22 protein-coding genes are annotated in these 23,258 nt (G+C 73.2%); 13 read left to right on the plus strand and 9 right to left on the minus strand.

The window, feature by feature from the left end; translation table 11 throughout:
• Positions 1–175: 175 nt before the first annotated feature.
• From ADK86_RS28280 to ADK86_RS28305, 6 genes are all read left to right on the plus strand, one after another.
• Positions 176–589 (plus strand): DUF3151 domain-containing protein, encoded by a 414-nt coding sequence (locus ADK86_RS28280; protein WP_003979917.1) that lies wholly within the window; start codon positions 176–178, stop codon positions 587–589.
• A 223-nt stretch (positions 590–812) separates the two neighbouring features.
• Positions 813–1,682 carry a tryptophan 2,3-dioxygenase family protein gene (locus ADK86_RS28285; protein WP_053699165.1) on the plus strand — a complete coding sequence of 290 codons (870 nt, stop codon included), beginning with the start codon at positions 813–815 and terminating at the stop codon, positions 1,680–1,682.
• Positions 1,675–2,862 (plus strand): kynureninase, encoded by a 1,188-nt coding sequence (gene kynU / locus ADK86_RS28290; protein ID WP_053699166.1) that lies wholly within the window; start codon positions 1,675–1,677, stop codon positions 2,860–2,862. The genes ADK86_RS28285 and kynU overlap by 8 nt, the downstream gene beginning before the upstream one ends.
• Positions 2,859–3,611, plus strand: coding sequence for an alpha/beta hydrolase family protein (locus ADK86_RS28295; RefSeq protein ID WP_053699167.1), 753 nt, complete (start codon positions 2,859–2,861; stop codon positions 3,609–3,611). Before kynU ends, ADK86_RS28295 begins: the two co-directional genes overlap by 4 nt.
• Before the next feature lie 67 nt (positions 3,612–3,678).
• Positions 3,679–5,037 (plus strand): sensor histidine kinase, encoded by a 1,359-nt coding sequence (locus ADK86_RS28300; protein WP_053699204.1) that lies wholly within the window; start codon positions 3,679–3,681, stop codon positions 5,035–5,037.
• A complete protein-coding gene (locus ADK86_RS28305) occupies positions 5,034–5,690 on the plus strand; it encodes a response regulator (RefSeq protein WP_030650902.1) in 657 nt (218 codons plus the stop codon). Before ADK86_RS28300 ends, ADK86_RS28305 begins: the two co-directional genes overlap by 4 nt.
• Before the next feature lie 24 nt (positions 5,691–5,714).
• Here ADK86_RS28305 and ADK86_RS28310 read toward each other — a convergent pair whose 3' ends face one another.
• The 4 genes from ADK86_RS28310 to ADK86_RS28325 all read right to left on the minus strand — a co-directional run bounded on the left by ADK86_RS28310 (position 5,715) and on the right by ADK86_RS28325 (position 9,789).
• Positions 5,715–5,903 carry a hypothetical protein gene (locus tag ADK86_RS28310; protein WP_050507017.1) on the minus strand — a complete coding sequence of 63 codons (189 nt, stop codon included), beginning with the start codon at positions 5,901–5,903 and terminating at the stop codon, positions 5,715–5,717.
• Positions 5,904–6,050: 147 nt separating this feature from the next.
• Positions 6,051–6,785: a DUF6082 family protein gene (locus ADK86_RS28315; RefSeq protein ID WP_159393988.1), complete on the minus strand. Its 735-nt coding sequence runs from the start codon at positions 6,783–6,785 to the stop codon at positions 6,051–6,053.
• A 422-nt stretch (positions 6,786–7,207) separates the two neighbouring features.
• Entirely contained in the window at positions 7,208–8,848 is a 1,641-nt protein-coding gene (locus ADK86_RS28320) for an ABC transporter permease (RefSeq protein ID WP_053699169.1), read from the minus strand.
• A complete protein-coding gene (locus tag ADK86_RS28325) occupies positions 8,845–9,789 on the minus strand; it encodes an ABC transporter ATP-binding protein (RefSeq protein WP_053699170.1) in 945 nt (314 codons plus the stop codon). The genes ADK86_RS28320 and ADK86_RS28325 overlap by 4 nt, the downstream gene beginning before the upstream one ends.
• Before the next feature lie 101 nt (positions 9,790–9,890).
• Between ADK86_RS28325 and ADK86_RS28330 the strand changes: the two genes are divergently transcribed.
• On the plus strand, positions 9,891–10,409 hold the full coding sequence (locus ADK86_RS28330; RefSeq protein WP_030600797.1) for a GbsR/MarR family transcriptional regulator: 519 nt from the start codon (positions 9,891–9,893) through the stop codon (positions 10,407–10,409).
• A 34-nt stretch (positions 10,410–10,443) separates the two neighbouring features.
• Here the strand turns inward: ADK86_RS28330 and ADK86_RS28335 are convergent, their stop codons facing one another.
• Positions 10,444–11,424: a hypothetical protein gene (locus tag ADK86_RS28335; RefSeq protein WP_078952321.1), complete on the minus strand. Its 981-nt coding sequence runs from the start codon at positions 11,422–11,424 to the stop codon at positions 10,444–10,446.
• A gap of 235 nt (positions 11,425–11,659) precedes the next feature.
• On the opposite strand from ADK86_RS28335, the gene ADK86_RS28340 reads away from it, so the two are divergent.
• Complete coding sequence (locus ADK86_RS28340; protein WP_053699171.1) at positions 11,660–12,946, plus strand: adenylosuccinate synthase; 1,287 nt, start codon at positions 11,660–11,662, stop codon at positions 12,944–12,946.
• Between the two features lie 79 nt (positions 12,947–13,025).
• On the opposite strand, the gene ADK86_RS28345 is transcribed toward ADK86_RS28340, so the two are convergent.
• The 3 genes from ADK86_RS28345 to ADK86_RS28355 all read right to left on the minus strand — a co-directional run bounded on the left by ADK86_RS28345 (position 13,026) and on the right by ADK86_RS28355 (position 16,201).
• Positions 13,026–14,801, minus strand: coding sequence for a serine/threonine-protein kinase (locus ADK86_RS28345; protein ID WP_053699172.1), 1,776 nt, complete (start codon positions 14,799–14,801; stop codon positions 13,026–13,028).
• Between the two features lie 231 nt (positions 14,802–15,032).
• Entirely contained in the window at positions 15,033–15,521 is a 489-nt protein-coding gene (locus ADK86_RS28350) for a MarR family winged helix-turn-helix transcriptional regulator (RefSeq protein ID WP_053699173.1), read from the minus strand.
• The gene (locus ADK86_RS28355) at positions 15,518–16,201 is read right to left on the minus strand and encodes a DJ-1/PfpI family protein (RefSeq protein WP_053699174.1); all 684 of its coding nucleotides are present in this window, start codon (positions 16,199–16,201) and stop codon (positions 15,518–15,520) included. The genes ADK86_RS28350 and ADK86_RS28355 overlap by 4 nt, the downstream gene beginning before the upstream one ends.
• A 320-nt stretch (positions 16,202–16,521) precedes the next feature.
• Here ADK86_RS28355 and ADK86_RS28360 point away from each other — a divergent pair, with 320 nt between their 5' ends.
• The 4 genes from ADK86_RS28360 to ADK86_RS28375 all read left to right on the plus strand — a co-directional run bounded on the left by ADK86_RS28360 (position 16,522) and on the right by ADK86_RS28375 (position 20,444).
• Positions 16,522–17,325 (plus strand): polyphosphate polymerase domain-containing protein, encoded by an 804-nt coding sequence (locus ADK86_RS28360; protein ID WP_053699175.1) that lies wholly within the window; start codon positions 16,522–16,524, stop codon positions 17,323–17,325.
• Positions 17,326–17,536: 211 nt separating this feature from the next.
• A complete protein-coding gene (locus tag ADK86_RS28365) occupies positions 17,537–18,895 on the plus strand; it encodes an aspartate aminotransferase family protein (RefSeq protein WP_053699206.1) in 1,359 nt (452 codons plus the stop codon).
• Positions 18,896–19,067: 172 nt separating this feature from the next.
• On the plus strand, positions 19,068–19,745 hold the full coding sequence (locus ADK86_RS28370; protein WP_030180689.1) for a GntR family transcriptional regulator: 678 nt from the start codon (positions 19,068–19,070) through the stop codon (positions 19,743–19,745).
• Between the two features lie 48 nt (positions 19,746–19,793).
• On the plus strand, positions 19,794–20,444 hold the full coding sequence (locus ADK86_RS28375) for a hypothetical protein (RefSeq protein WP_003986964.1): 651 nt from the start codon (positions 19,794–19,796) through the stop codon (positions 20,442–20,444).
• Positions 20,445–20,542: 98 nt separating this feature from the next.
• Here ADK86_RS28375 and ADK86_RS28380 read toward each other — a convergent pair whose 3' ends face one another.
• Positions 20,543–21,289: an SLATT domain-containing protein gene (locus ADK86_RS28380; protein ID WP_030600766.1), complete on the minus strand. Its 747-nt coding sequence runs from the start codon at positions 21,287–21,289 to the stop codon at positions 20,543–20,545.
• Between the two features lie 326 nt (positions 21,290–21,615).
• On the opposite strand from ADK86_RS28380, the gene purD reads away from it, so the two are divergent.
• Positions 21,616–22,875, plus strand: coding sequence for a phosphoribosylamine--glycine ligase (gene purD, locus ADK86_RS28385; RefSeq protein ID WP_053699176.1), 1,260 nt, complete (start codon positions 21,616–21,618; stop codon positions 22,873–22,875).
• Positions 22,876–23,258 lie beyond the last annotated feature (383 nt).

Consider the following 23,258-nt stretch of genomic DNA (forward strand, 5'->3'; position numbering starts at 1 on the left):
TTGCGTCCATACACTTCGGCCGCTCCAGGCGCCGAGGAGATGGCCCCCTGCGCACCCCCGCCCCACGACAAACCCAATGCGTATCCGCGCGAAGCGCGGGCCAGAACCCCCACACCGCGGCTACGCCGCGACCCCACAGGCCCAATTTCGGCGACCCCCCGGGAATACTGGTCACATGGCCATTCACGAAAATCTTCTCGGGGGCCCGCCCCCGACCGAACTGCCCGACGACCCCGAGCCCCGCGAGCTCCTCGCTTCGGGGGCCGCGCCGACCGACGTCGCGGCGAAGTATCCGACGTCCTCGCTGGCCTGGGCGCAGCTTGCGGATGACGCGTTCCAGGCGGGGCGTACGGTCGAGTCGTACGCGTATGCCCGTACCGGCTACCACCGGGGGCTGGACGCGCTGCGCCGGGCCGGCTGGAAGGGGCACGGCCCGGTGCCGTTCGAGCACGAGCCGAACCGCGGCTTTCTGCGGGCTCTGCACGCGCTGGCCCGCGCCGCGCAGGCGATCGGTGAGCAGGAGGAGTACGAGCGCTGCACGACGTTCCTGCGTGACTCGTCGCCGACCGCGGCGGACACGCTTTCGTAGGGCGCTGAGCTGCGCTTCCGGCTGAGGGCCGGGGGAATCAGCGGGCCGGTCGCGCAGGCGCGACCGGCCCGTCGCACGCGCGGCCGGCCTCTTGCGCGCCTTCCGTGGAGCACGGATGATGCCCATGGGCCGGGAGAGTCCGCGCCCGAGGGGACCGGGGCTCCGTTTGCCGACGGGAAGGAGCGGACCGCTACCCGGAAGCCAGCACATCGAGGAGTTCCTCATGTCGCAGCAAGCCGCCCCGCAGGAAGAACCGGCCGAGCCGGAGGCCGCCGGCCCGCGGCGGCCCGACTTGAGCATCGGCAGCACGGGCACGACTCCGTACGAGGACTATGTCCACGCGGACGTGCTCACCCACCTCCAGCATCCGCTGTCGGACGATCCGGGCGAGATGGCGTTCCTGGTCACGACGCAGGTGATGGAGTTGTGGTTCACCGTCATCGTGCACGAGTGGCACACCGCCGCCCAGGCGCTGCGCCGCGACGATCTGCCGGTGGCGATGGAGGCGCTGGAGCGTTCGGCGCATGAGCTGGAGGCGTTGAACGCGGCCTGGCGGCCGCTGGCCCGGCTGACGCCGGCGCAGTTCAACGCGTTCCGGGGGGCGCTGGGCGAGGGTTCGGGGTTCCAGTCGGCGATGTACCGGCGGCTGGAGTTCCTGTTGGGGGAGAAGTCCACGTCGATGCTGGTGCCGCACCGCGGGGCGCCGCGGGAGTACGCGGAGCTGGAGAAGGCGTTGCAGGAGCCCAGTCTGTGGGACGAGGTCCTGCGGCTGCTGGCGCGCCGCGGCTACGCGATACCCACCGAGGTTCTGGAGCGCGAGACGACGGCACGGTACGAGCCGGACGCGCGGGTGGAGGCCGTGTGGGCCGAGATCTACGCGGGCCCGCGCGACGGGGAACTGGTGCGGCTGGGCGAGGCGTTGACGGACGTCGCGGAGCTGGTGTGGCGGTGGCGCAACGATCATCTGGTGGCGACGCGGCGGGCGATGGGGGCCAAGATGGGTACCGGTGGTTCGGCGGGCGTGGCCTGGCTGGAGAAACGAGCCAGCAAGAACGTTTTTCCCGAGCTGTGGACGGCGCGCAGCCATGTCTGAGACGGCCGCGGAGCGGGCCGCGGCGCTGGACGCGCGGGACGAACTCGCACCCGTACGGGAGAGGTTCGTCCTCGACGGGTGCGTGTACCTGGACGGCAATTCCCTCGGAGCCCTGCCCCGCCAGGTACCCGGCCGGGTCGCGGACGTGATCGCCCACGAGTGGGGCGAACTGCGCATCCGCTCCTGGGAGGAGGCGGGCTGGTGGGCCGCGCCCGAGCGGGTCGGCGACCGGATCGCCCCGCTGCTGGGCGCCGCTCCGGGGCAGGTGGTCGTCGGCGACTCGACCAGCGTCAACATCTTCAAGGCGGTGGTCGGCGCGGTACGCATGGCCGGTGCGGGCCGGGACGAGATCCTGGCGGACGAGGCGTCGTTCCCGACCGACGGCTACATCGCGGAGTCCGCGGCCCGTATGACGGGCTGCACGTTGCGCGCCCTGCCGGCCGAGCGGATCCCCGACGAGGCCGGCCCGCGTACGGCGCTCGCGCTGGTCAACCACGTCGACTACCGCACCGGCCGGCTCAACGACCTGCCCGGCCTCACCGCCGCGCTGCACGAGGCCGGGGCCCTGGCGGTGTGGGACCTGTGCCACAGCGCGGGCGCCCTGCCGGTCCGGCTGGACGCGCACGGCGTGGACCTCGCGGTGGGCTGTACGTACAAGTACCTCAACGGCGGCCCGGGCGCGCCCGCGTACCTGTATGTGCGCGAAGAGCTCCAGGCATGCTTCGACTCGCCGCTGCCCGGCTGGAACTCGCACGCGGTGCCCTTCGGCATGCACGCCGCGTACGCCCCGGCCGACGGCATCACCCGCGGCCGTGTCGGCACCCCGGACATCCTGTCGATGCTCGCCCTGGAAGCGGCCCTGGAGGTCTGGGACGGCGTGCGCATCGAGGCCGTACGGGACAAGAGCCTGGCGCTCGGCGACTTCTTCCTGGAGTGCGTGGAGGCGTGCGTACCGGAGGGCCGGGTGCGCTGCGTCACGCCGCGCGAGCACCGGCTGCGCGGCAGCCAGGTGGCGCTGTCCTGCGCGGACGCGGGCAAGGTGATGACGGAGCTGATCCGGCGCGGGGTGATCGGCGACTTCCGCCACCCCGACGTGCTGCGCTTCGGTTTCACGCCGCTCTACACGTCGTTCGCGGACGTGGCGCGCGCCGCGCGGGTGCTGGGCGAGGTCCTGGAGTGAGCGGTGCGGGCGCCGGGGGCGAGGAGGCGGCGCTGTTCGGCCTCGCGCCCGTGGCGCCCGACGCGACGCTGGCGTACGGGCCGCATCCGGACCAGGTGATCGACCTGTACGGGCCGGAGGCCGCCGGCCCGGTGGTGCTGTTGCTGCACGGCGGCTTCTGGCGCGCGGCGTACGACCGTACGCACCTGTCGCCGCTCGCGGCCGAGCTGGCGCGGCACGGGCTGCCGGTCGCCCTCGCCGAGTACCGACGGGCGGGGGCGGGCGGAGGCTGGCCGCGGACGTACGAGGATGTGACGGCGGCGGTGGCCGCTCTGGAGCGGCCCGTGCTCGCGGTCGGGCACTCCGCGGGCGGGCACCTCGCGCTGCTCCTGGCGGACCGCCGCGCCTCGTACGCGCCGCGGCGGATCGTCGCCCTGGCCCCTGTCGCCGACCTCGCGCGCGCCCATGAGCTGGGGCTGAGCGACGGCGCGGTGGCGGAGTTCCTGGGCGCCGGGCCCGGGTGGGCGGACCGGCTCGCCGCCGCCGACCCGGTACGGCGACTGCCGGGCGCGGTGCCGGTGACGGTGCTGCACGGCACCGAGGACGCCGAGGTGCCCGTGGAGCTGTCCCGGCGCTATGTACGGGCCGCCGAGGCCGCCGGCGGCGTCGTACCGGAGCTGCGCGAACGGGCCGGAACGGGGCACTACGCGCCCGTCACCCCCAGCACCGCCGCCTTCCGCGTCCTCCTGGCCACCCTCCGTAGTACTTGAGGAGGAGGCCAGGAGATCCGCTCAGGAGGGGACGCCCGCGGGCCCCGCGCTGCTTACGGTGGTGTGCGTGAACCAGACGACTCACCCGCGGCGCGACGACCTGCGCTCGGAAGCCCGGCTCGTCCGCGGCGCGCTGCACCGGCTGCGCCAGGACCTGATCGTGGACGCCTTCGCCTTCCGCCCGATGCTGCCCCTGGACGACGCCCGGGTGTCCGGATGGGCGTGGTTCCCGCAGCGGCTGCGGCGCTACGTGCGCTGGGCACCGCACCTGGCGCTCGGCGGGATCGCCGCCTTCGTGTTCCTCGTGATCGTCGCGCAGACGACGGGCGGCGGGCCGATCGAGTCCTTCATCGCGGTGGCCTACTGCTTCCTGACCGCCACGCCGATCGCCCTGACGCTCTTCCGGCCGGTCGGCGCGTTCTGGATCTCGGTCGGGTCGCTCCTGTTCGCGATGCTGGCCGGTGCCGTGGCCGGGGCCGGGCACGAGTGGTTCGAGATCAGCCTGGTCGCGCACCTCGCGGTGATGGCGCTGGTCGTGCTGCGCACTCGGCCGCGGCTCGCCCTGGAGATGTGGCTGCTCACCATGGCCGGGGCCGGGGTGCTGACGCTGCTGATGCCCCGGGCGGTCTCGACCGTCGCGCCGTTCGCGGTGGTGTCGGTGTTCGTGCTGGTGCCCGCCGCCGCCATCCGCGCCTGGCGCGAGGAGCGGCAGAACGTCGTCGAGACGCGGACCGCCACCGCCGAGGAGCGCTCGCGGCGCACGCTGCTGGAGGAGCGTGCCCTGATCGCCCGGGAGCTGCACGACGTGGTCGCGCACCATATGTCGGTCATCGCCATCCAGGCGGAGGCCGCCCCGTACCGCGTCAAGGACACCCCGCCCGAGCTGGCCACCTCCTTCTCGACCATCCGGGAGAACGCGGTGGCCGCGCTGACCGAGCTGCGCCGCATCCTCGGCGTCGTACGGTCCGAGGACCCGGACGCCTTCGCCGACGCCGACCCCGAGGCGCCGCAGCCGACGCTGGCCAGCCTCGATGCGCTGCTGGAGAGCGTGCGCAGCGCGGGACTGGTCGTCGAGGCCGTGATCACCGGCTCGGCGCGGCCGCTGCCGCAGGGCGTCGAGCTGTCCGCGTACCGCATCGTCCAGGAGGCGCTGAGCAACACGCTGCGGCACGCGCCGGGCGCCGAGGCGCGGGTGGAGATCTCGTACGTGCTCGGCGGGCTCGGACTGCGTATCGTCAACGGGGTGCCGAGCCGGCTGGCCAAGCCGTCGCCGGGGGCCGGGCACGGTGTCCTGGGCATGCGGGAGCGGGTGCAGATGCTGGGTGGCGAGATCACCGCGGACCACACCGAGGACGGCGGGTTCGAGGTCGCGGCGTTCATACCGGTTCCGGCGACGCCGGGCGCGAAGGGGGAGACGGCGGGATGATCCGCGTACTGATCGTGGACGACCAGGTCATGGTCCGCGAGGGCTTCTCGGTGCTGCTCGGCGCGATGCCGGACATCGAGGTCATCGGCGAGGCGGTGGACGGGCGGCAGGCGGTCGCCAAGGTCGCCGAGCTGCGCCCGGACGTGGTGCTGATGGACATCCGGATGCCGCAGATGAACGGCCTGGAGGCGACCCGCGAGATCGTCGCGGCGGACGCGGACGCCAAGGTGCTGGTGCTGACCACCTTCGACCTCGACGAGTACGTGTACCAGGCGCTGCGGGCCGGGGCCAGCGGCTTCCTGCTCAAGGACGCCTCGGCGGGGCAGCTCGCGGAGGGGGTGCGGATCGTGGCGAACGGCGAGGCGCTGCTCGCGCCGGCCGTCACCAAGCGGCTGATCTCGGAGTTCTCCAAGCTCGGTACGCCGCGGGCGCCGACGCAGGAGCGCGTCGGCGACCTCACCGAGCGGGAGACCGAGGTCCTGGTGCTGGTGGCCCAGGGCCTGTCCAACGGTGAGATCGCCGAGCATCTGGTCGTGGCCGAGTCGACGGTGAAGACGCACGTCAGCCGGATTCTGGTGAAGCTGGGACTGCGCGACCGCACCCAGGCGGCGGTCTTCGCGTACGAGGCCCGGCTGGTCACGCCGGGCGGCTGAGGAGCCGCGGGCCGGGCCGCCGGGTCACAGCGCGGCGATGTCGGCCCGGGCCCGCAGCAGGGTGTCGCGGGTGATCACCACGATTCTCTCGTGGTCGCCGCGGCTCGCGTCGCCCGGCAGCTTCGGGTCCAGGTCGGCTGTCATGTCGGTGCCGATGACGGCGAAGCGGCCGTCGCTCAGCTCGAAGAGGTCGGGGCAGCTTCCGTTGCCCATGCTGCCGCGCTCCTGAGGGGTGGCGCCCAACCGTCGGGAAATCTCTGGTGCTGTCACCGGGCCGGAATACCTCGGCGGTGTGCGGCGGCGCCAGCCGAATTGCGGAAGTTTTTCCTTTCGGCGCAGACGGTTACACCTGTGAGCGTTTCACTGCTCGGTGTGTTGACCCTCGATCAAACGCAGGTTCGGTGCGTGTGGTGCTTGTCCGTTCGTCTGGATCAGCGCCTCGTCGACGAGGGTGGCGAAGCGGCTCTCGTGCGAGTCGGGGTCCATTTCGGCACGCATGAAGCGGGCCGATTCCCAGTAGCCGCGGAAAGCCGGCGAGGTGACGATGTACCGCAGATGGCCGAGGGCCTCCCGGTCGTTCGCCATCTCCAGCTTGTGCGCGAGCATGGTGTGGCAGTAGATCAAATTCGCGTACAGATACTGGCGGTTCTCCTTCACCGTCAGGTCCGGGGCGAACTTGGGCCAGACCTCGGCCAGCTCCGGGTCGGCGATGCTCATCTTGAGCAGGTCCATGTGCAGGCGCCGCAGACCGGCCTCGGCGCTGCGATGCAGTTCGCCCGCCGACCGGCGCATCTCGTCCCGCTGGAGCTCCAGTTCGGTGCGTTGCAGCCGCATTTCCGCGCGTTGCAGTTCCAGTTCCTGGCGTTGCAGCGAGGTCTCGTCACGCTGCAGGCGCAGCGTCCTCGCCATGTAGAACAGCACCAGTACGGCAGTGGAGGACGCCGCGGCGCCATAAGCCTGGCCCGCGTTCCCACTGCCCGGGGTGCGCAGTCCGGGCACCATCGTCATGATCAGGCTCAGCAGCACACAAGCCGCTCCGGCCGCCAGGACAACCCCCAGATTTTGCAGTACCCAAATCGCCTTGCGTGATCCCATTCGATTCACGGATACCTCCGCCCGCCCCTAGGCGTGAAACCGCGGCGTGCCGGCCGGATAAGCGCCGCCATCGCCGCTCGCGGGGGTTGTGCCCAAGGGGAAACGTGGACAACCGCGTCCGGTGGCGTGGTGCGGAGCACATGGGCGCGGAATGTTCCACTCTCGCTCCTCTGGTCTTTTCCGGGCGCTTGGGGAGCAGCGGTGGCGGCAGGAGGTCTTTACCAGTTGGAGCGGGGCGGGAGCGCGGGCGCCGGGCGGGCGTACGCCCCCGGGCGGGGATCGCTCCCGCCGTACGACGCATCGGTGCCGTACGGGGAAGTGCGGCGCCGGAGTCCGCTACAGCTCCGGCGCCGCACGTAGGAGGGGCGGGCGGGTTTTACGGCCGTGAAGCTCTGCGGTGTCGAGAGCCAGGGCCCCGTGGGTCAGCCGATGTCGCGGCGGCGCAGGGCGGTCAGGCCCACCGTCACGAACACCGCCGTCAGGGCGAGCAGCCACAGGAACGGTGCCGCGGTGGCCTCGCCGCCCGGCAGCTTCGGCAGGTGGCTGAACGGGGACAGGTTCATCACCCACTGGGGGAGCTGTACGGCCGGGCCTGTCCAGCCGATGCCGAGGCAGCCGCCGACCACGGCCCAGGTGCCGACCGCGGCCTTGGGCAGCGCGCCGACCAGCAGCACCGCCAGGCCGGTGAGCGTCCAGACCGCCGGGACCTGGGCCAGTGCCGCGCCCACCGCGGGGCCGAGCTGCCCGCTCACGTCGCCGGTCGTCAGGCCGTACGCGAGGCCGAGGCCCAGGCCGCCCAGGAGCAGGATGAGGGCCGTACCGACGAAGGCGACGGCCAGGTGCCCGGCGGCCCAGCGCAGCCGCCCGACGGCGCCGGCCAGCACCGGTTCGGCGCGGTCGCCGGTCTCCTCGCCGCGCAGCCGGAGCACCGCCCCCGCCGCATAGATCGCCGCGACCATGCCGAGCATGCCGGTCAGGGCGGACATGAAAGCCTCGGAGAGGCCCTGCCGGCCGCCCATCCGCTCGAATATCTGCCGGGCCTGCTCGTTGTCGCCGACCAGGTCGGACGCGCCGTCGATGATGCCGCCGAAGACGGCACCGGCGGCCAGGAAGCCGGCCGACCAGCCGAACAGGGTGGTCCGCTGGAGCCGCCAGGCCAGGCCGGTGGCGCCGTTCAGGGAGGCGGGTGCGCGGGCCGGGCCCGGCCGGGCGGGCAGGAAGCTCATGCCGAGGTCGCGGCGGGCGGTGAGCGCGTACGCCGCGCCGACCGTGACGGCCGTAGCGGTGAGGAAGAGCAGCAGGACCCACCAGCGCTCGTCGGCGAACGCGCGCAGCTGCTCGGCCCAGCCGACCGGCGAGGCCCAGGTCAGCGGGGAGGAGGCGTCCTCGGTGGCGGCGTCGCCCGCGGCCCGCAGGACGAAGGCCGCGCCCAGGACGGCCCCGGCCAGCCCCTTGGCGGCCCGGGCGCTCTCGGTGAGCTGGGCGGTGATCGCCGCCAGGCCCGCGAAGACCAGGCCGGTGCCGCCGACGGCGAGGCCGAGGGCCAGCGCGCCGCCGGCCGGCTGCCCGGACCCGGCCAGGCCGGCCGCGATGAGCAGGGCCAGCGCGGCGTCGGCGACGAGCGCGGCGAGCAGGGCGGCGGTGAGCGGGGCACGCCGGCCGACCATGGCCGCCGAGAGCAGTTCCTGGCGGCCGGTCTCCTCCTCCTCGCGGGTGTGGCGCACGACGATCAGCAGGCTCATCACGCCGGCCAGCAGCGCGGCGATGCCGCCGATGCGCCAGGCGGTCAGGCCGCCGAGGGAGTCGCCGAACACCGGACCGTAGATGGCGCGCAGGGAGCCGTTGCCGGTCATCGAACTCGCCACGTCGGCGCGCTCGGCGGGCGTGTCGTAGAGCTTCTTGAGGGCGCCGCTCATGCTGACGACGGTCAGTCCGAGCAGCACCACCCAGGCCGGGATCATCAGCCGGTCGCGGCGCAGCGCCAGGCGCAACAGGGTGCCGGTGCCGGCCAGGTCGCGGGAGCCGCCGGTGCGGGCGGTCGCGGGAAGCGTCACGGCGGTCATCGCAGGGCCGCCTTCTCGGGAACGGAGGAGGCGGATGCCGGGGCCCGGTCGCTCCGGGTGTCGTCCTGGTAGTGCCGCAGGAACAGCTCCTCCAGCGTCGGCGGTGTGCTGGTCAGGCTGCGGACGCCGGACCGGCTGAGCGAGCGCAGCACCGCGTCCAGCTTGTCGGTGTCCACCTGGAGCCGGACCCGGTGGCCCTGTATGTCGAGATCGTGGACGCCGGGCAGGCGCGAGAGGCCGTCGGGCGCGCCGGCCAGTTCGGCGGACACGCTCGTGCGGGTGAGGTGCCGCAGGTCGGCGAGGGAGCCGGACTCGACGGTGCGGCCCTTGCGGATGATGCTGACGCGGTCGCACAGCGCCTCGACCTCGGACAGCACATGGCTGGAGAGGAGCACCGTACGGCCGCGGTCGCGCTCCTCCTCGACGCAGTCCTGGAAGACCTCCTCCATCAGCGGATCCAGCCCGGAGGTGGGCTCGTCGAGGATGAGCAGGTCCACGTCGGAGGCGAACGCGGCGACCAGGGCGACCTTCTGGCGGTTGCCCTTGGAGTACGTCCGGCCCTTCTTGGTGGGGTCCAGCTCGAAGCGCTCCAGGAGGTCGGCACGGCGGGCCGGGTCCAGGCCGCCGCGCAGCCGTCCGTACAGATCGATGACCTCGCCGCCGGAGAGGTTGCGCCACAGCGTGACGTCCCCGGGGACGTACGCGATGCGGCGGTGCAGCGCGACGGCGTCGCGCCACGGGTCCTTGCCGAGCAGTTGCGCGCCACCCCCGTCGGCGCGCAGCAGGCCGAGCAGAACGCGGATGGTCGTGGACTTGCCCGCGCCGTTGGGCCCGAGGAAGCCGTGCACCTCGCCGGCCTCGACGTCGAGGTCGAGACCGTCCAGCGCCTGGGTCCGGCCGAATGCCTTGCGGAGGCCGGACACCGTGATTGCCTTCGTCATGGTTCTGAACGTACGCTTCTTTCACAAAATTGTGAAGTTAAGGAACCGTATAAAGTTGAGGGAACGTTCCGGGCCGGGGGAGCAGGGGAGAGGATGAGACGGTGAGCGAGCAGGCAGAGCAGCAGCAGGGCCGGAACACCGGGCGGGACGAGGAGGCGGTCTCCCGCTTCGTGGAACGCTTCGCGGCGGAGCTGACCGAGGCGGGCATGCAGCGGATGGCCTCCCGGGTCTTCGCGGCGCTGCTCGCGTCCGACTCCGGCACCCTGACCTCGGCCGAACTGGCCGAACAGCTGCAGATCAGCCCCGCCGCCGTCTCCGGCGCGGTCCGCTACCTGACGCAGGTCAACATGGTCCGCCGCGAGCGCGAACCGGGCACCCGGCGGGACCGCTACCGGCTCTACAACGAGCTCTGGTACGAGACCCTGGGCAACCGCGAGAAGGTGCTGACCCGCTGGGAGGAAGTGCTGCGGGAGGGCGCGAAGACCCTCGGACCGGACACGCCGGCCGGCGCCCGGGTCGCCGAGACCGTCGAGTTCTTCGAGTTCATGCAGGGCGAGCTGGACGTACTGCTGGAACGCTGGCGCGAGCACCGGGCGCAGCGGCTGGCGGAGGAAGGCTGAGGCACGGCCGCCGCACGGCGCCGCCCCCCCCGCCTCAGCCGTGCGGCAGCGTCAGCCGCCAGGCGTCCGGCTGCACCGTCCACGTACGGGTCCTGACCGGGCCGCCGACCACCACGTCCGCCCGGTAGCGGAAGTCCGCGCCGGACACGGTCACCGACCGCGCGCGGGCCCGTACCGGCGGCTCGGCCGCCTGCCAGTGGACGACGACCTCGGCCAGCCCGCTGCCGTCCGCGCCGTCGCCCGGTGTCACCGACACCCACCGCACCGGCCGGTCCAGGTCGGCCAGCACCACGCCGTCCGCCTCGACCCGCAGCCGGTGGCCGGGCGTGGCCGTCGGGCCGCCGGCCGCCGGGCGGGTTCGTGCGGTCAGCAGCGCCAGGGCCGCGCGGGCCATACGGAGCGGTGCCCGCCACCACGCGGCGGAAGCGTCCGGGCGGGCGTCGGCCCCCGGCCCTTCTTCCGGCGGAACAGGTCCCGCTCCTGGCGTCACGGCCTCGCCCGACTCGTGTGACATGTCCTGAGCCGCCTCGTCCGGCCCTTCCCGAGGGCCCGGCAGCCGCACCACACCGGAGCGCTTGCGGCGGCGGGGCCGCCTGTCCTCCTCCGTCCCGGACGGAATGTCCAGGCCGCCCAGCACGATGCCGTCACTGTCGTCCGTGAGCAGGTGCAGGCTCTGTTCCGTACCGTCCAGGACCGTCCGCGCCGCCGCGACGGTGTCGGTCGGCACGCCCAGCGCGCGCGACAGCGCCACCGCGCCCGGCGCGCCGACCGGCACGACCGCGAGGGCCACCCCCGCCAGATCGCGCTCCTTGTGCAGCAACGCCACCGCCCGGAGCAGGGCACGGTCGTCCCCGATCACCACGGGGCGGCGATGGCCGCGGCGGGCCAGCGCCCGCGCGTACTCCTCGGGGCCGTCCGGAAGGCAGATCTTCGCGGCCGCGCCCGCGCACAGGACGTCCTTGGCGATGCGTACGGATTCCCCGTCCGTTCTGCGGGCGACCGGGTCGATGACCACGAGCAGGGGGCGCCCCCGGACCCCGTCCGGAAAGCAGTGCCCAGATGGCTGCGCCGACACCTCGGTCCTTCCTCAGGTAGCATCTCGGTGCAAGAGCCCCTTGCGCGATTGCGCCAGGGGCTTCGTCTATTCCGGGGCACCGGTTCGACGGCTTCAGCGGTGTCGTACGCATGCATCCGCACGCATACGGCCTCGCGCACGTTGGACATGCCCCGCCCGGAAGGGGTGTACGCCTGTGCCCGCACTTGTGCTGCTCGGTGCTCAGTGGGGTGATGAGGGCAAGGGAAAGGCCACCGATCTGCTCGGTGGGTCCGTCGACTATGTGGTGCGTTACCAGGGCGGCAACAACGCCGGTCACACGGTTGTCGTAGGCGACCAGAAATATGCGCTGCACCTTCTCCCTTCCGGAATCCTCTCGCCGGGGTGCACCCCGGTGATCGGCAACGGTGTCGTCGTCGACCCGGCGGTCCTGCTCTCCGAGCTGAGCGGACTCAACGAGCGCGGCGTCGACACGTCCAAGCTGGTGATCAGCGGTAACGCGCATCTGATCACCCCGTACAACATCACCGTCGACAAGGTCACGGAACGTTTCCTCGGTAAGCGGAAGATCGGTACGACCGGCCGGGGCATCGGCCCGACCTACGCCGACAAGATCAACCGCACCGGCATCCGGGTGCAGGACCTCTTCGACGAGTCGATCCTGCACCAGAAGGTCGAGGCGGCCCTCGACTTCAAGAACCAGGTGCTGGCCAAGCTCTACAACCACCGCGCGGTGGTCGCCGAGCAGGTCGTCGAGGAGATGCTCGGCTACGCGGACCAGATCCGTGGCTACGTGGCCGACACCACCCTCCTGCTGAACAACGCGATCGACGACGGCAAGGTCGTCCTCTTCGAGGGCGGCCAGGGCACGCTGCTCGACGTGGACCACGGCACCTACCCGTTCGTGACCTCCTCCAACCCGACCGCGGGCGGCGCCTGCACCGGTGCGGGGGTCGGCCCCACGAAGATCAGCCGGGTCATCGGCATCCTCAAGGCGTACACGACCCGGGTCGGCGCCGGTCCGTTCCCGACCGAACTGTTCGACGCGGACGGCGAGGCGCTGCGCACCATCGGCGGTGAGCGCGGTGTCACCACCGGCCGCGACCGGCGCTGCGGCTGGTTCGACGCGGTCATCGCCCGCTACGCGACCCGCGTCAACGGCCTGACCGACTTCTTCCTCACCAAGCTGGACGTGCTCACCGGCTGGGAGCAGATCCCGGTCTGCGTCGCCTACGAGATCGACGGCAAGCGCGTCGAGGAACTGCCCTACTCGCAGACCGACTTCCACCACGCGAAGCCGATCTACGAGACGCTGCCGGGCTGGTCCGAGGACATCACCAAGGCCAAGACCTTCGCCGAGCTGCCGAAGAACGCGCAGGCGTACGTCAAGGCGCTGGAGGAGATGTCGGGCGCCCCGATCTCCGCGATCGGCGTCGGCCCCGGCCGGGACGAGACGATCCAGATCAACTCGTTCGTGGACTGACGGGACCGGACCGACGGTCGCAGGCCGCGTCCCCGCTCCGCTCCGGAGCGGGGACGCGGCTTTCGCGTGCGCGGTGGGCTCAGCTCTTCTTCGTGTACGTCAGCGTCGCCTTGCCGTTGTCGAAGACGCGGCGGAGCTTGCCGTCGGAGTGGATGCGCAGGGTGCTGGGGGAGCCCGGCTGGCAGGCGGTCGCCGGGCCCGCCACGACCGTGGTCGGGCCGAGGCGCAGCGGCGGGCCGGCGTTCATGAGGATGGCCTTGAACTCGCAGTGGAAGGTGGCGCCGTTGGCTTCCATGGCCATGACGGTGTCGCCGGTCCCGCCCTGGGTGAGGGTGAAGCGGTAGGCGGGGCTGCCCTTGACGCTCTTGGACTCCCACTCGCCCAGGAACTTCTGCGGGATGCTGCCGGGCTCCTTGCCGGCCGCCTTGCCGACCTTGCCGTCCGCGGCCACCGTACTGCCGTCGGCCTTCGCGGGCGCCTCTTCGTCGTCGGGGCTGAACAGGACATAGGCGATGCCGATGCCGGCGGTGGCCAGGCCGAGGCCGACGGCGGCGGCCAGACCGGCGGCGCGGGTGCGGCTGGTGCGGCCGGAGCGGCCCGTGCCGCCGCGGCCGGCGGGGCTCTTGCGGCGGTGGGCGTGGGCGTGGGAAGCGCCGCCGCGCGGGGGCGGGGTGGCGGCGGAGGCGGCCGGCGAGGGCGCGTGGGCCGGTGCGTACGCGGGCTGGGCCGCCTGGACGGTGGTGGGGGCCGACGCGAAAGCCGCGGCGGGTGTGGGGGCGGGCGTGGGCGTCTGTTCCTGGGCCGCGTCGTGGTGGCCCCAGGATCTCTCGCCGTTCTCCCAGGAGCGGCCGGGGGCTCCGTAGGACCCGCCGTGGTCCTGGTGGCTCCCGTCGCTCGCGCCGGAGTCCTCGTACGCCCCGTTGGGGTTCTCCGCGTCGAGGAGTTCGACCGCGTGCCGCCCCAGCTCGGCTATCAGCGCGCCCGGCAGCCAGGGCTCGTGCGCGTCGTCGTCGGATCTGGTGTACGCGATGAGCTGGTCCGGCGTCGGGCGCTGCGCCGGGTCCTTGGCCAGGCAGGCCGCTACCAGGCTGTGCAGCCCGTACGGCAGCCCGGTCAGATCGGGGTCCTCCTGGGCGATGCGGTACATCAGTGCGTGGACACCGCTGTCCGACCCGCCGAACGGCAGCCGCCCGGTTGCAGCGAACATCAGCACCGAGCCGAGGCAGAAGACGTCGGTGGCCGGGGTGACCGGCCGGCCGCGCACCTGCTCGGGCGACATGAAGCCGGGGGAGCCGACGGCCTGGTTGGTGCGGGTGAGCCCGCCGCCGACGGTCACCGCCTCCAGGGCCCGCGCGATGCCGAAGTCGATGACCTTCGGGCCGTCGATGGTGAGCAGGATGTTGGACGGCTTGAGGTCGCGGTGCACGATGCCGGCGGCGTGGATGCTGCGCAGCGCGCCCGCCAGGCCGCCGGCGAGGATGCGTACGGAGCGCTCGGGCAGCGGCGTACGGCCTTCGGTGATCACCTGCCGCAGCGAGGGGCCCGCGATGTACCCGGTGGCGACCCACGGCGTCTCGGCCTCGGTGTCGGCGTCCAGCACCGGCGCCGTCCACTCGCCGCCGACCCGCCGCGCGGCCTGCACCTCGTGCCGGAAGCGGGCCCGGAAGTCGTCCTGGCCCGACAGCTCGGTCTTGACCAGCTTGACGGCGACCGTGCGGCCCCGGTCGGAGCGGGCGAGGTAGACCCGGCCCATCCCGCCCTCGCCCAGCCGTCCCAGCAGCCGGTACGCCCCGATCCGCGGCGGGTCCTGGGGGCCGAGCTGCCCGAGGCGGCCGCGCTCTGCGCGCTCATTCACGTTCCGCTTGCCCTTTCACCTTGTTCGCCCTGTGCTCCCGGACGTTCCCTGCGGGGACGGTGCCGCAGACGCGAACGTTCTGGACGACGCCGCCGGTTTCGGTTCGGTTCCCCGGTGTCCGTACCGGCCGTGGTCGGGCAGAGTGGCGCGTGGTGCGTGGCGGAAGGGGTCGGTCGGCCGGGCGGGCCGGGAGGGGACTTCGGGACGGCAGGCAGGACGCGGGACGAGACCTCAGTAACCGAGGTTATCGAGCGCCCGGGAGAGCGTCTCCACCGCCTCCATGACCGTACGGAACTGTGCGGGTCCGCCCAGCTGTTCGGACAGCTCGGCGGCGAACTCGCCGTGATCCGGGGTGATCCGCTGCAAAGCGGACAGACCGTCAGTCGTGAGCGCGAGCAACTTGGCGCGCCGGTGGGCGGGGTTGGGCCGGTACTCGGCCAGCCCCTCGGCCACCACCAGGTCCGCGACCCGCTGCACGCTCTGCCGGGTGATGCCCATCGCCCGCGCGATCCCGGCGACCGGCAGCGGCCCGCCCGCAACGGCGCCGAGCACCTGCCACCGGGCGGTGGTCAGCCCGGCCGGGCGGGCCAGCTTCTCCGACACGGCGAGGAACTGGCCGTTGAGACGGAAGACGCCGAGGGCGGTGCGGCTGAGGAGGTCCGGCGTGCTGGGCGGGGCGTCCTCGGGTGCGGTGCCCGGCTCCGGTGCGGGCCCGGTCATGTCGTGGGCTCCGTCGTCCGGCCCTCCGCCGCCTGCCCGGCCGCCATCAGGACGGGGAAGGCGCTCGCGTCCGAGTGGCGGAAGAGGCGGAACCACGCGTCGAGCACCTGCGGTTCCATCACGTCCAGTTCGGCGAGGATCTCCCGGGCGAAGGCGACCGGTTCGGTCGGCCCGGCGGTGATCAGGCCGCGGTCGCGCACCGCGTCCGCGTCGCGGTAGTGGGCGCCGCCCCGGTACCCGTCCTGCGCGGCGAGGTAGTCGGCGGCGCCGCTGGTGTGCGTACGGCCGTCGAGCAGCCCCTCGCGGGCCAGTCCGGCGGTGGCGCCGCAGATGGCGGCGACCGGAACGCCCGCGTCCAGGAACGCGCGGGCCTTGCGGGCGAACGGGGCGAGGCTCTCGCCCGCGTCCCACAGGACGGCGCCGGGGAGGATCAGCAGCGCGCTGTCCTCGGGGTCCAGGGCGTCGAGCGCGAGGTCGGGCGTGATCCGCAGCCCGCCCATGGTGGTCACCGGGCGCCCGTCCCCGAGGCCGACGGTCACGATGCCGAAGCCGGTCCGGCCGGAGCGGAAGGCGTCGCCCGTACGGAGGCGGGTCACGGCGTGGCCGTACTCCCAGTCGGCGAGGGTGTCGTAGACGGCGAGGTGGACGGTGGTGCGGGGCCGTGCGGTCGTACGGGTCATGGTGACTCCCCTGGAGAGCGGGCCGTGCCGCGTGCCGCGGCGCCGTGCCCGATGACAGTATGCTGTCGTAACGACAGGAGGCTGTCAATGGCCCATTTGCTGAGGGGGGCTTCCGCCGTCAAGGCGGGCTCCGCCGTCCGGACAGGCCGGACGCGCGTCACCCCGCAAAGTCGGAGGGAGTTGGCCCGCCCGCCCCCGCCTCCCGGAACCTTTCCGCACCCCCGCTCGTACGACCTCAGAGCGCGGCCACCGCAGCCGTCCCCGCACGATCACCGATCCCCCGCGCACCCGCGGCCCCGCACCCTGTCCGAGGAGACCGTGTGATTCCCGCCTTACGGGCCATCGCCCGCGCCGCCATGGCCGCACGTCCGATACCCCTCGCCGAACTCCAGGCCCGTGCGGAGCTGATGACCCGCGTCGACCACAGCTATCTCGTACCGGTCGAGGTCTTCGCCGACTTCGCGGCCCGGCTGACCGACCCGCACCGGCCCGGCGGCCCGTTCCAGGCGCTGTGCATCAACGGCCGCCGCTGGTTCGGCTACCACTCCGTCCACTACGACACGCCCGACCTGCGGGCCTTCCACGACCACCGGCAGGGGCGCCGGCACCGCTACAAGATCCGCGAGCGGCTGTACGAGGACTCCGGTGAGCGGCAGTTCGAGATCAAGCTCAAGGGGCGGCGCGGCGAGACGGTCAAGCGGCGGCGGCCGCTGCTGCCCGGCGAGGCGACGCTGGGGCGCGGTCCGCGCGGCTTCCTGGCCTCCGTACTGCACGGTACGTACGGCATCGCCGCGCCCGGGGAACTGGTCCCGTCGCTGGTGACCGACTACCGGCGCGCCACGTTCGTCGCCGACGGCCGGCGCGTCACCTGTGACGCCGGGCTGGTCTGCCGGGACGCGGGCACCGGGCGCAGCGTACGGGCCGACGGCGGCCTGGTCCTCGTCGAGACCAAGAGCGCGGTGACCGGCCCGCTGTCGGAGGAGGACCGGCTGCTGCGCTCCTACGGGCTGCGCCCCGCCGAGTTCACCAAGTACTGCGGCGCGATGGCTGCGCTGCGGCCGGGCCTGACGGGGCATCAGTGGCGGCGGGCGGTGCGGACGGCGTTTCCCCGGGAGGCGGCGTAGGCGGGTGTGGACGGGCCCCGTCAGGCTCACGGCCGACTCCGGTGGCCCCGGCCCGCCCTGGAGGTTCCTACAGCCCCACCGACACACTGTCCGCGCCCGTGGTGAGCGCCATACACAGTGTCGGTACCTGCGGCGGAGGGCCGGTCCCTAGGCTGAGGGCGTCCGCCGTACCGTGTCCCCGGGCGGGCCCGAGCGATCCGAGGTAGTGACCGTGACCACGACGCAACCCGACCCGGCAGCCGGCGCGGCGGTGCACGCCGCCGACCGTGCGCACGTCTTCCACTCCTGGTCCGCGCAGGGCCTGATCGACCCGCTGCCGGTCGCCGGCGCCGAGGGCTCGTACTTCTGGGACTACGCCGGCAACCGCTACCTGGACTTCTCGTCCCAGCTGGTCAACACCAACATCGGCCACCAGCACCCGAAGGTCGTCGCCGCGATCCAGGAGCAGGCCGGGAAGCTGTGCACGCTCGCGCCGGGCTTCGCCGTGGACGTACGCGCCGAGGCCGCCCGGCTGGTCGCCGAGCGCACCCCGGGCGACCTCGACAAGATCTTCTTCACCAACGGCGGCGCCGAGGCCGTGGAGAACGCGGTCCGCATGTCCCGGCTGCACACCGGCCGCGCCAAGGTCCTGTCGGCCTACCGCTCGTACCACGGCGCCACCGCCGCCGCGATCAACCTCACCGGCGACCCGCGCCGCTGGCCCTCCGACACCGCCTCGGCCGGTGTCGTGCACTTCTGGGGCCCCTTCCTGTACCGCTCGCCGTTCCACGCGGAGAACGAGGCCCAGGAATGCGAGCGCGCCCTCGCACACCTGGAGGACACGATCGCCTTCGAGGGCCCGCAGTCCATCGCCGCGATCATCCTGGAGACCGTCCCCGGCACCGCCGGGATCATGGTTCCCCCGCCCGGCTACCTGGCCGGCGTCCGGGAGATCTGCGACCGGTACGGCATCGTCCTCATCCTGGACGAGGTCATGGCCGGCTTCGGCCGTACGGGGCACTGGTTCGCCGCCGACCACTTCGGCGTCACCCCGGACCTGCTGACCTTCGCCAAGGGCGTCAACTCCGGCTATGTGCCGCTGGGCGGCGTCGCCATCTCCGCCGAGATCGCCGCCACCTTCGACCAGCGCCCCTACCCCGGCGGCCTGACCTACTCCGGACACCCGCTGGCCTGCGCCTCCGCCGTCGCCACGATCAACGCGATGGCCGAGGAGAAGATCGTGGAGAACGCCGCGGAGATCGGCGAGAAGGTCATCGGGCCCGGACTGCGCGCCCTCGCGGAGCGGCATCCGTCGGTCGGCGAGGTGCGCGGCCTGGGCGTCTTCTGGGCGCTGGAGCTGGTCAAGGACAAGGAGACGCGCGAGCCGCTGGTCCCGTACAACGCGTCGGGCACGGCCAACGCGCCGATGGCGGAGTTCGCGGCGGCCTGCAAGCGCGGCGGCCTGTGGCCCTTCGTGAACATGAACCGCACCCACGTCGTCCCGCCCTGCACCGTCACCGAGGCCGAGGCCAAGGAGGGCCTGGCCGCCCTGGACGCGGCGCTGGCGGTGGCGGACGCGCACACGGCCTGAGCCGGTCCGTACCCGTGCCCGGCCTGTGTACGGGGCCGCGTCCGGCCCCGTACACAGGCGCCACCGTCGCCCCGTCCGTCCCCCTCGCCTATCGTGAAGGCCAGGGCCGCTCTCCTCGCATGCGGTCGTACGCACCAGCCGGCCCACGAGGCCGCCGAAGGAGACGGACACGATGCCCGCCGGCCCAGGCAGCGGAGTCATACGGCGCAACACCCTGCGCCAGCAGATCGCCGACGCGCTGCGCGACGAGGTGCTGGCCGGGCGGCTGCCCTGCGGACACCAGTTCACGGTCAAGGAGATCGCCGAACAGTACGGGGTCTCCGCCACGCCCGTACGCGAAGCCCTGCTCGACCTGTGCGCCCAGGGGCTCCTGGACGTCGAGCAGCACCGCGGCTTCAGGGTGCACGCCTTCACGGCCACCGACTACCGGGCCATGGTCGAGGCCCGGACCCTGATCGTCGAGGGCATCTTCCGCACCCGTGCGGAGCGCGCGCTGAGCACCGCGCCCCCCGCCGTGCTGATGTCCATCAGGCGCCGCGCCGAGGAGGCGGAACGGGCCGCGCGGGCGGGCGACTTGGACGTACTGATCGGATACGACCTGCGCTTCTGGCGTGAACTGGGCAGCCTGGTGGGCAACCCGTACATCAGTGACTTCCTGGACCGGGTACGGGTGCAGAGCTGGGTCTTCGCGGTGCCGCTGCTGCGCCGCGCGACGGATCTGCGCGGCCGGCTGTGGCACGGCCACCGGGACCTGGTCAGCGCCGTCGTACGGCACGACCTGGCCGAGGCGCAGCGGCTGGTGCGCGAATACAACGAGCACTCCCTCGCCCTCGTCGGCGGCGCCTGCTAGCACTACCCTGTCCGTCCGCCCCCCACCCGACCGGAAGCGAGCTCATACGTGGCATGTGACCTGTGGCTGGTCCCCCTTGTCGATGTGCTGTGCCACAGCCCCGACAACCCCTTCTCCGAAGAGATCGCCGCCTACGACAAGGCCCTCACGGAAGCGGGACTGCCGCCCGTCCCCGTCTTCAGCTACATGCCGGGCCTGTCCGGGGACGTCGCCCCGGTCGCGGGCTTCGACTACGACGCGCTGCACTTCCTGCGGCGCGCCTACCTGCTGCGGATCTGCGGTCTCGAAGTGACGCCGGTGGACGGACTGGGCGGGGACTACGAGCAGTTGCTGGAGATGTTCGAGACCACGGCCCAGGAGTCGCACCTGGTGTGGCACTACGACCACGCCGGGGCGTACGTTCCGGTCGACTTCCCGCACCCGCTGGCCACCGAAGAGCTCCTGGAGGGCGGCGGACCGCTGGGCTCCGCCCACGGCCTGCTGCGCGACCTCGAACTCGTCGCGCCGTCCATCGGTATCGATCCGGCCAATCCGCCGGCCGCGCCCGAAGCGCCGTCCCGGCCCACCACCCTGGAGGAGCGGGTGAGCGGGGTGCCCCTGGACGACAGTCCGTTCGCGCGGGAGCGGCATGTGTGGCTGGGGCTGCACGCGGCGGCCACGCGGAGCCTGGGCCAAGGGTCGATGATCGTCTTCAGCTGACGGCTGCCCCGGGCGCGCCCGGCCGCCGGACGCGCCCGGCGCGGCGCACGGGGCCGAGTCGAGCGGGCGTGCGAGCGGGCGCGTAGGCGGCGCGCCCCTCAGCGCGGCGGCTCGGGGGGCCGCTGCCGCGGCATGTTCGGGCGGGTGCCCGGCGGAAGCGTGATCCGGCCAGGTTGCGGACCGCCGGGTTCCGGCCGCTGCCCCCACTGCGCCGTCGCGCGGGCCCCGGGCGGCAGCGGGCCCGGCCGGAACTGCGACATCCAGTCGGCGGTCTCGGCCCGCACCAGCTCCGCGATGTCCTCGTTGAAGCGGCGCAGCACGCCAAGACAGCGCTCGGCCGCCTCGCTGGCGGTGCCCTCCGTCGGGCCGAGGACTTCGCGTACGTTCTCCGAGGCCCAGTCGAACTGGAGCGTATCCAGGCGGCGTTGCACCGCCTGCGCGGTCGCCACGTCCCGCATCCAGCCGGCCGTCACCCCGAAGAACCGGTCGCTGCCGACGCACACCGCCGCCAGCAGCAGCGCCAGATACCCCCACTTCGCGCCGCCGGGAGCCACCCCGGTCAGGTCCAGCAGCGGCAGCAGGCCGCCGACCGCGACACCGGCGGCGGCGCCCAGCCGCAGCGCCCGCGCGCCGCGCCGCTTGGCCACCCGGTCGTGCAGATACCAGGAGGCGGCCTGCAAGGCGCCCGCCTCGACCCAGTGATACAGCTCGTCGAGGCGCTCAGCCGGTTCGCCCCAGTCCCCGAGCGGGAAGGCGCGGCCTCCCAGATCGCGGCGACCGTCGTCGCCGCCCGGCCCGCGCTCCTCCCGAGGGGGCCCCTCGGGCTGCATCTCCGGCTGACTCACCCGTGCACTCCCTCAAGCAGATACGTGCGGTGCGCGCGGTACGTACGAGACGGCCGGTGCGCAACCTCCTTCCTACCGCCGAACGGTTGGCCTCGCCCCCAAGATCGCTTTATTTCCGCCCGGAAGTGGTGCTGCATCAGGTATAAGGTCATGCCCCCTCTCACTCGAAAGAGTTGTCACTGCCCGGCCTCGACCGGTTTCCACGCCTTGCGCCCGTCTCGTCCCCCGGCCCGCCCGCGGTCCCGCCCGCGCCTCCGGCCCGCCCTCGTACAGGGGCCGCGGGGGCGCCGCCCCTGGCCCGCGCCCGCGGCGACTAGGCTGCGCATGTGAAGGTCCTCGTCATCGGCGGCGGCGCCCGCGAACACGCCCTGTGCCGCTCACTGTCCCTCGACCCCGACGTCACCGCGCTGCACTGCGCCCCCGGCAACGCCGGCATCGCCGAGGTGGCCGAGCTGCACACCGTCGATGCCCTCGACGGCGCGGCCGTGGCCGGCCTGGCGCAGCGCCTGGAAGCGGACCTGGTGGTGGTCGGCCCCGAAGCGCCCCTGGTCGCCGGGGTCGCCGACGCCGTCCGCGAGCGGGGCATCCCGGTCTTCGGGCCGTCCGCGCGCGCGGCCGAGCTGGAGGGCTCCAAGGCGTTCGCCAAGGATGTGATGGCCGCCGCCGGGGTGCCCACCGCCCGCAGCTACCTGTGCACCACGCCCGCGGAGATCGACGAGGCGCTGGACGCGTTCGGCGCCCCGTACGTGGTCAAGGACGACGGCCTGGCGGCCGGCAAGGGCGTCGTCGTCACCGAGGACGTCGAGGCGGCCCGCGCGCACGCGCTGGCCTGCGACCGCGTGGTCATCGAGGAGTTCCTCGACGGCCCCGAGGTCTCGCTGTTCGCGGTCACCGACGGCGAGACCGTCGTACCGCTCCAGCCCGCACAGGACTTCAAGCGCGCCCACGACGCCGACCAGGGCCCGAACACCGGCGGCATGGGCGCGTACAGCCCGCTGCCGTGGGCCGACCCCAAGCTGGTCGACGAGGTCATGCGGACCGTGCTCCAGCCGACCGTCGACGAGCTGCGCCGCCGTGGCACGCCGTTCTCCGGTCTGCTGTACGCGGGCCTGGCGATCACCTCGCGCGGCGTGCGCGTCATCGAGTTCAACGCGCGCTTCGGCGACCCGGAGACCCAGGTCGTGCTGGCCCGGCTCCGTACGCCGCTGTCCGCGCTGCTGCGCGCCGCCGCGACCGGCACGCTCGCGTCCCTGCCGCCGCTGCGCTGGAGCGACGACGCGGCGGTGACGGTCGTCGTCGCCGCGCACAACTACCCGGGTACGCCGCGTACCGGCGACCCGATCCGCGGCCTGACCGAGGTCGCCGAGAAGGACGCCCCCGGCGCGTACGTCCTGCACGCGGGGACGAAGAAGGACGACGCCACCGGCGAGGTCGTCAGCGCGGGCGGCCGGGTGCTGTCCGTGACGGCCACCGGCGGCGACCTGGCCGCGGCCCGGGAGCGCGCCTACCGCGCGGTCGGCCGGCTCACGCTGGACGGCTCGCACCACCGTACGGACATCGCGGCGCGGGCGGCGGGGGAGAGCTGAGCGGCTTGCGACCAGGGCGCGCGCCGCGCCCTGCTCCCGCCCCGGTGCCCGGTCTGTGCCCGCGGCGGGTGCTCGGCGCTTCTCTGAGGTGTGCCTGATGCGCCGCTGACCTGGCCCGCTGGTGCCCGCGGGCTTACCTTCCCGGGACGTTCGCGGCACGTACCTGGCCTGTGCCGGGGCGCCCTGGCCCGTTCACGCGGGCGCCCCTGGCAGGCTCCGGGCATGCCCGCAACCGCGTGCGTCCTGCCCGTTGCGCCCCGCTCCCGGACACCCCGGAGGATTTTGGCCGGGATGGGGCTCCCGGCTTTACCCAAAGCCATTCCATCGAGTGACCGCGCCGCTATCCGGCTGACGGGGCGGGACGCCCCAACTAGGGTTCCCCG

The sequence above is a fragment of the Streptomyces sp. NRRL F-5755 genome, assembly GCF_001279365.1.
GTDB lineage: Bacteria > Actinomycetota > Actinomycetes > Streptomycetales > Streptomycetaceae > Streptomyces > Streptomyces rimosus.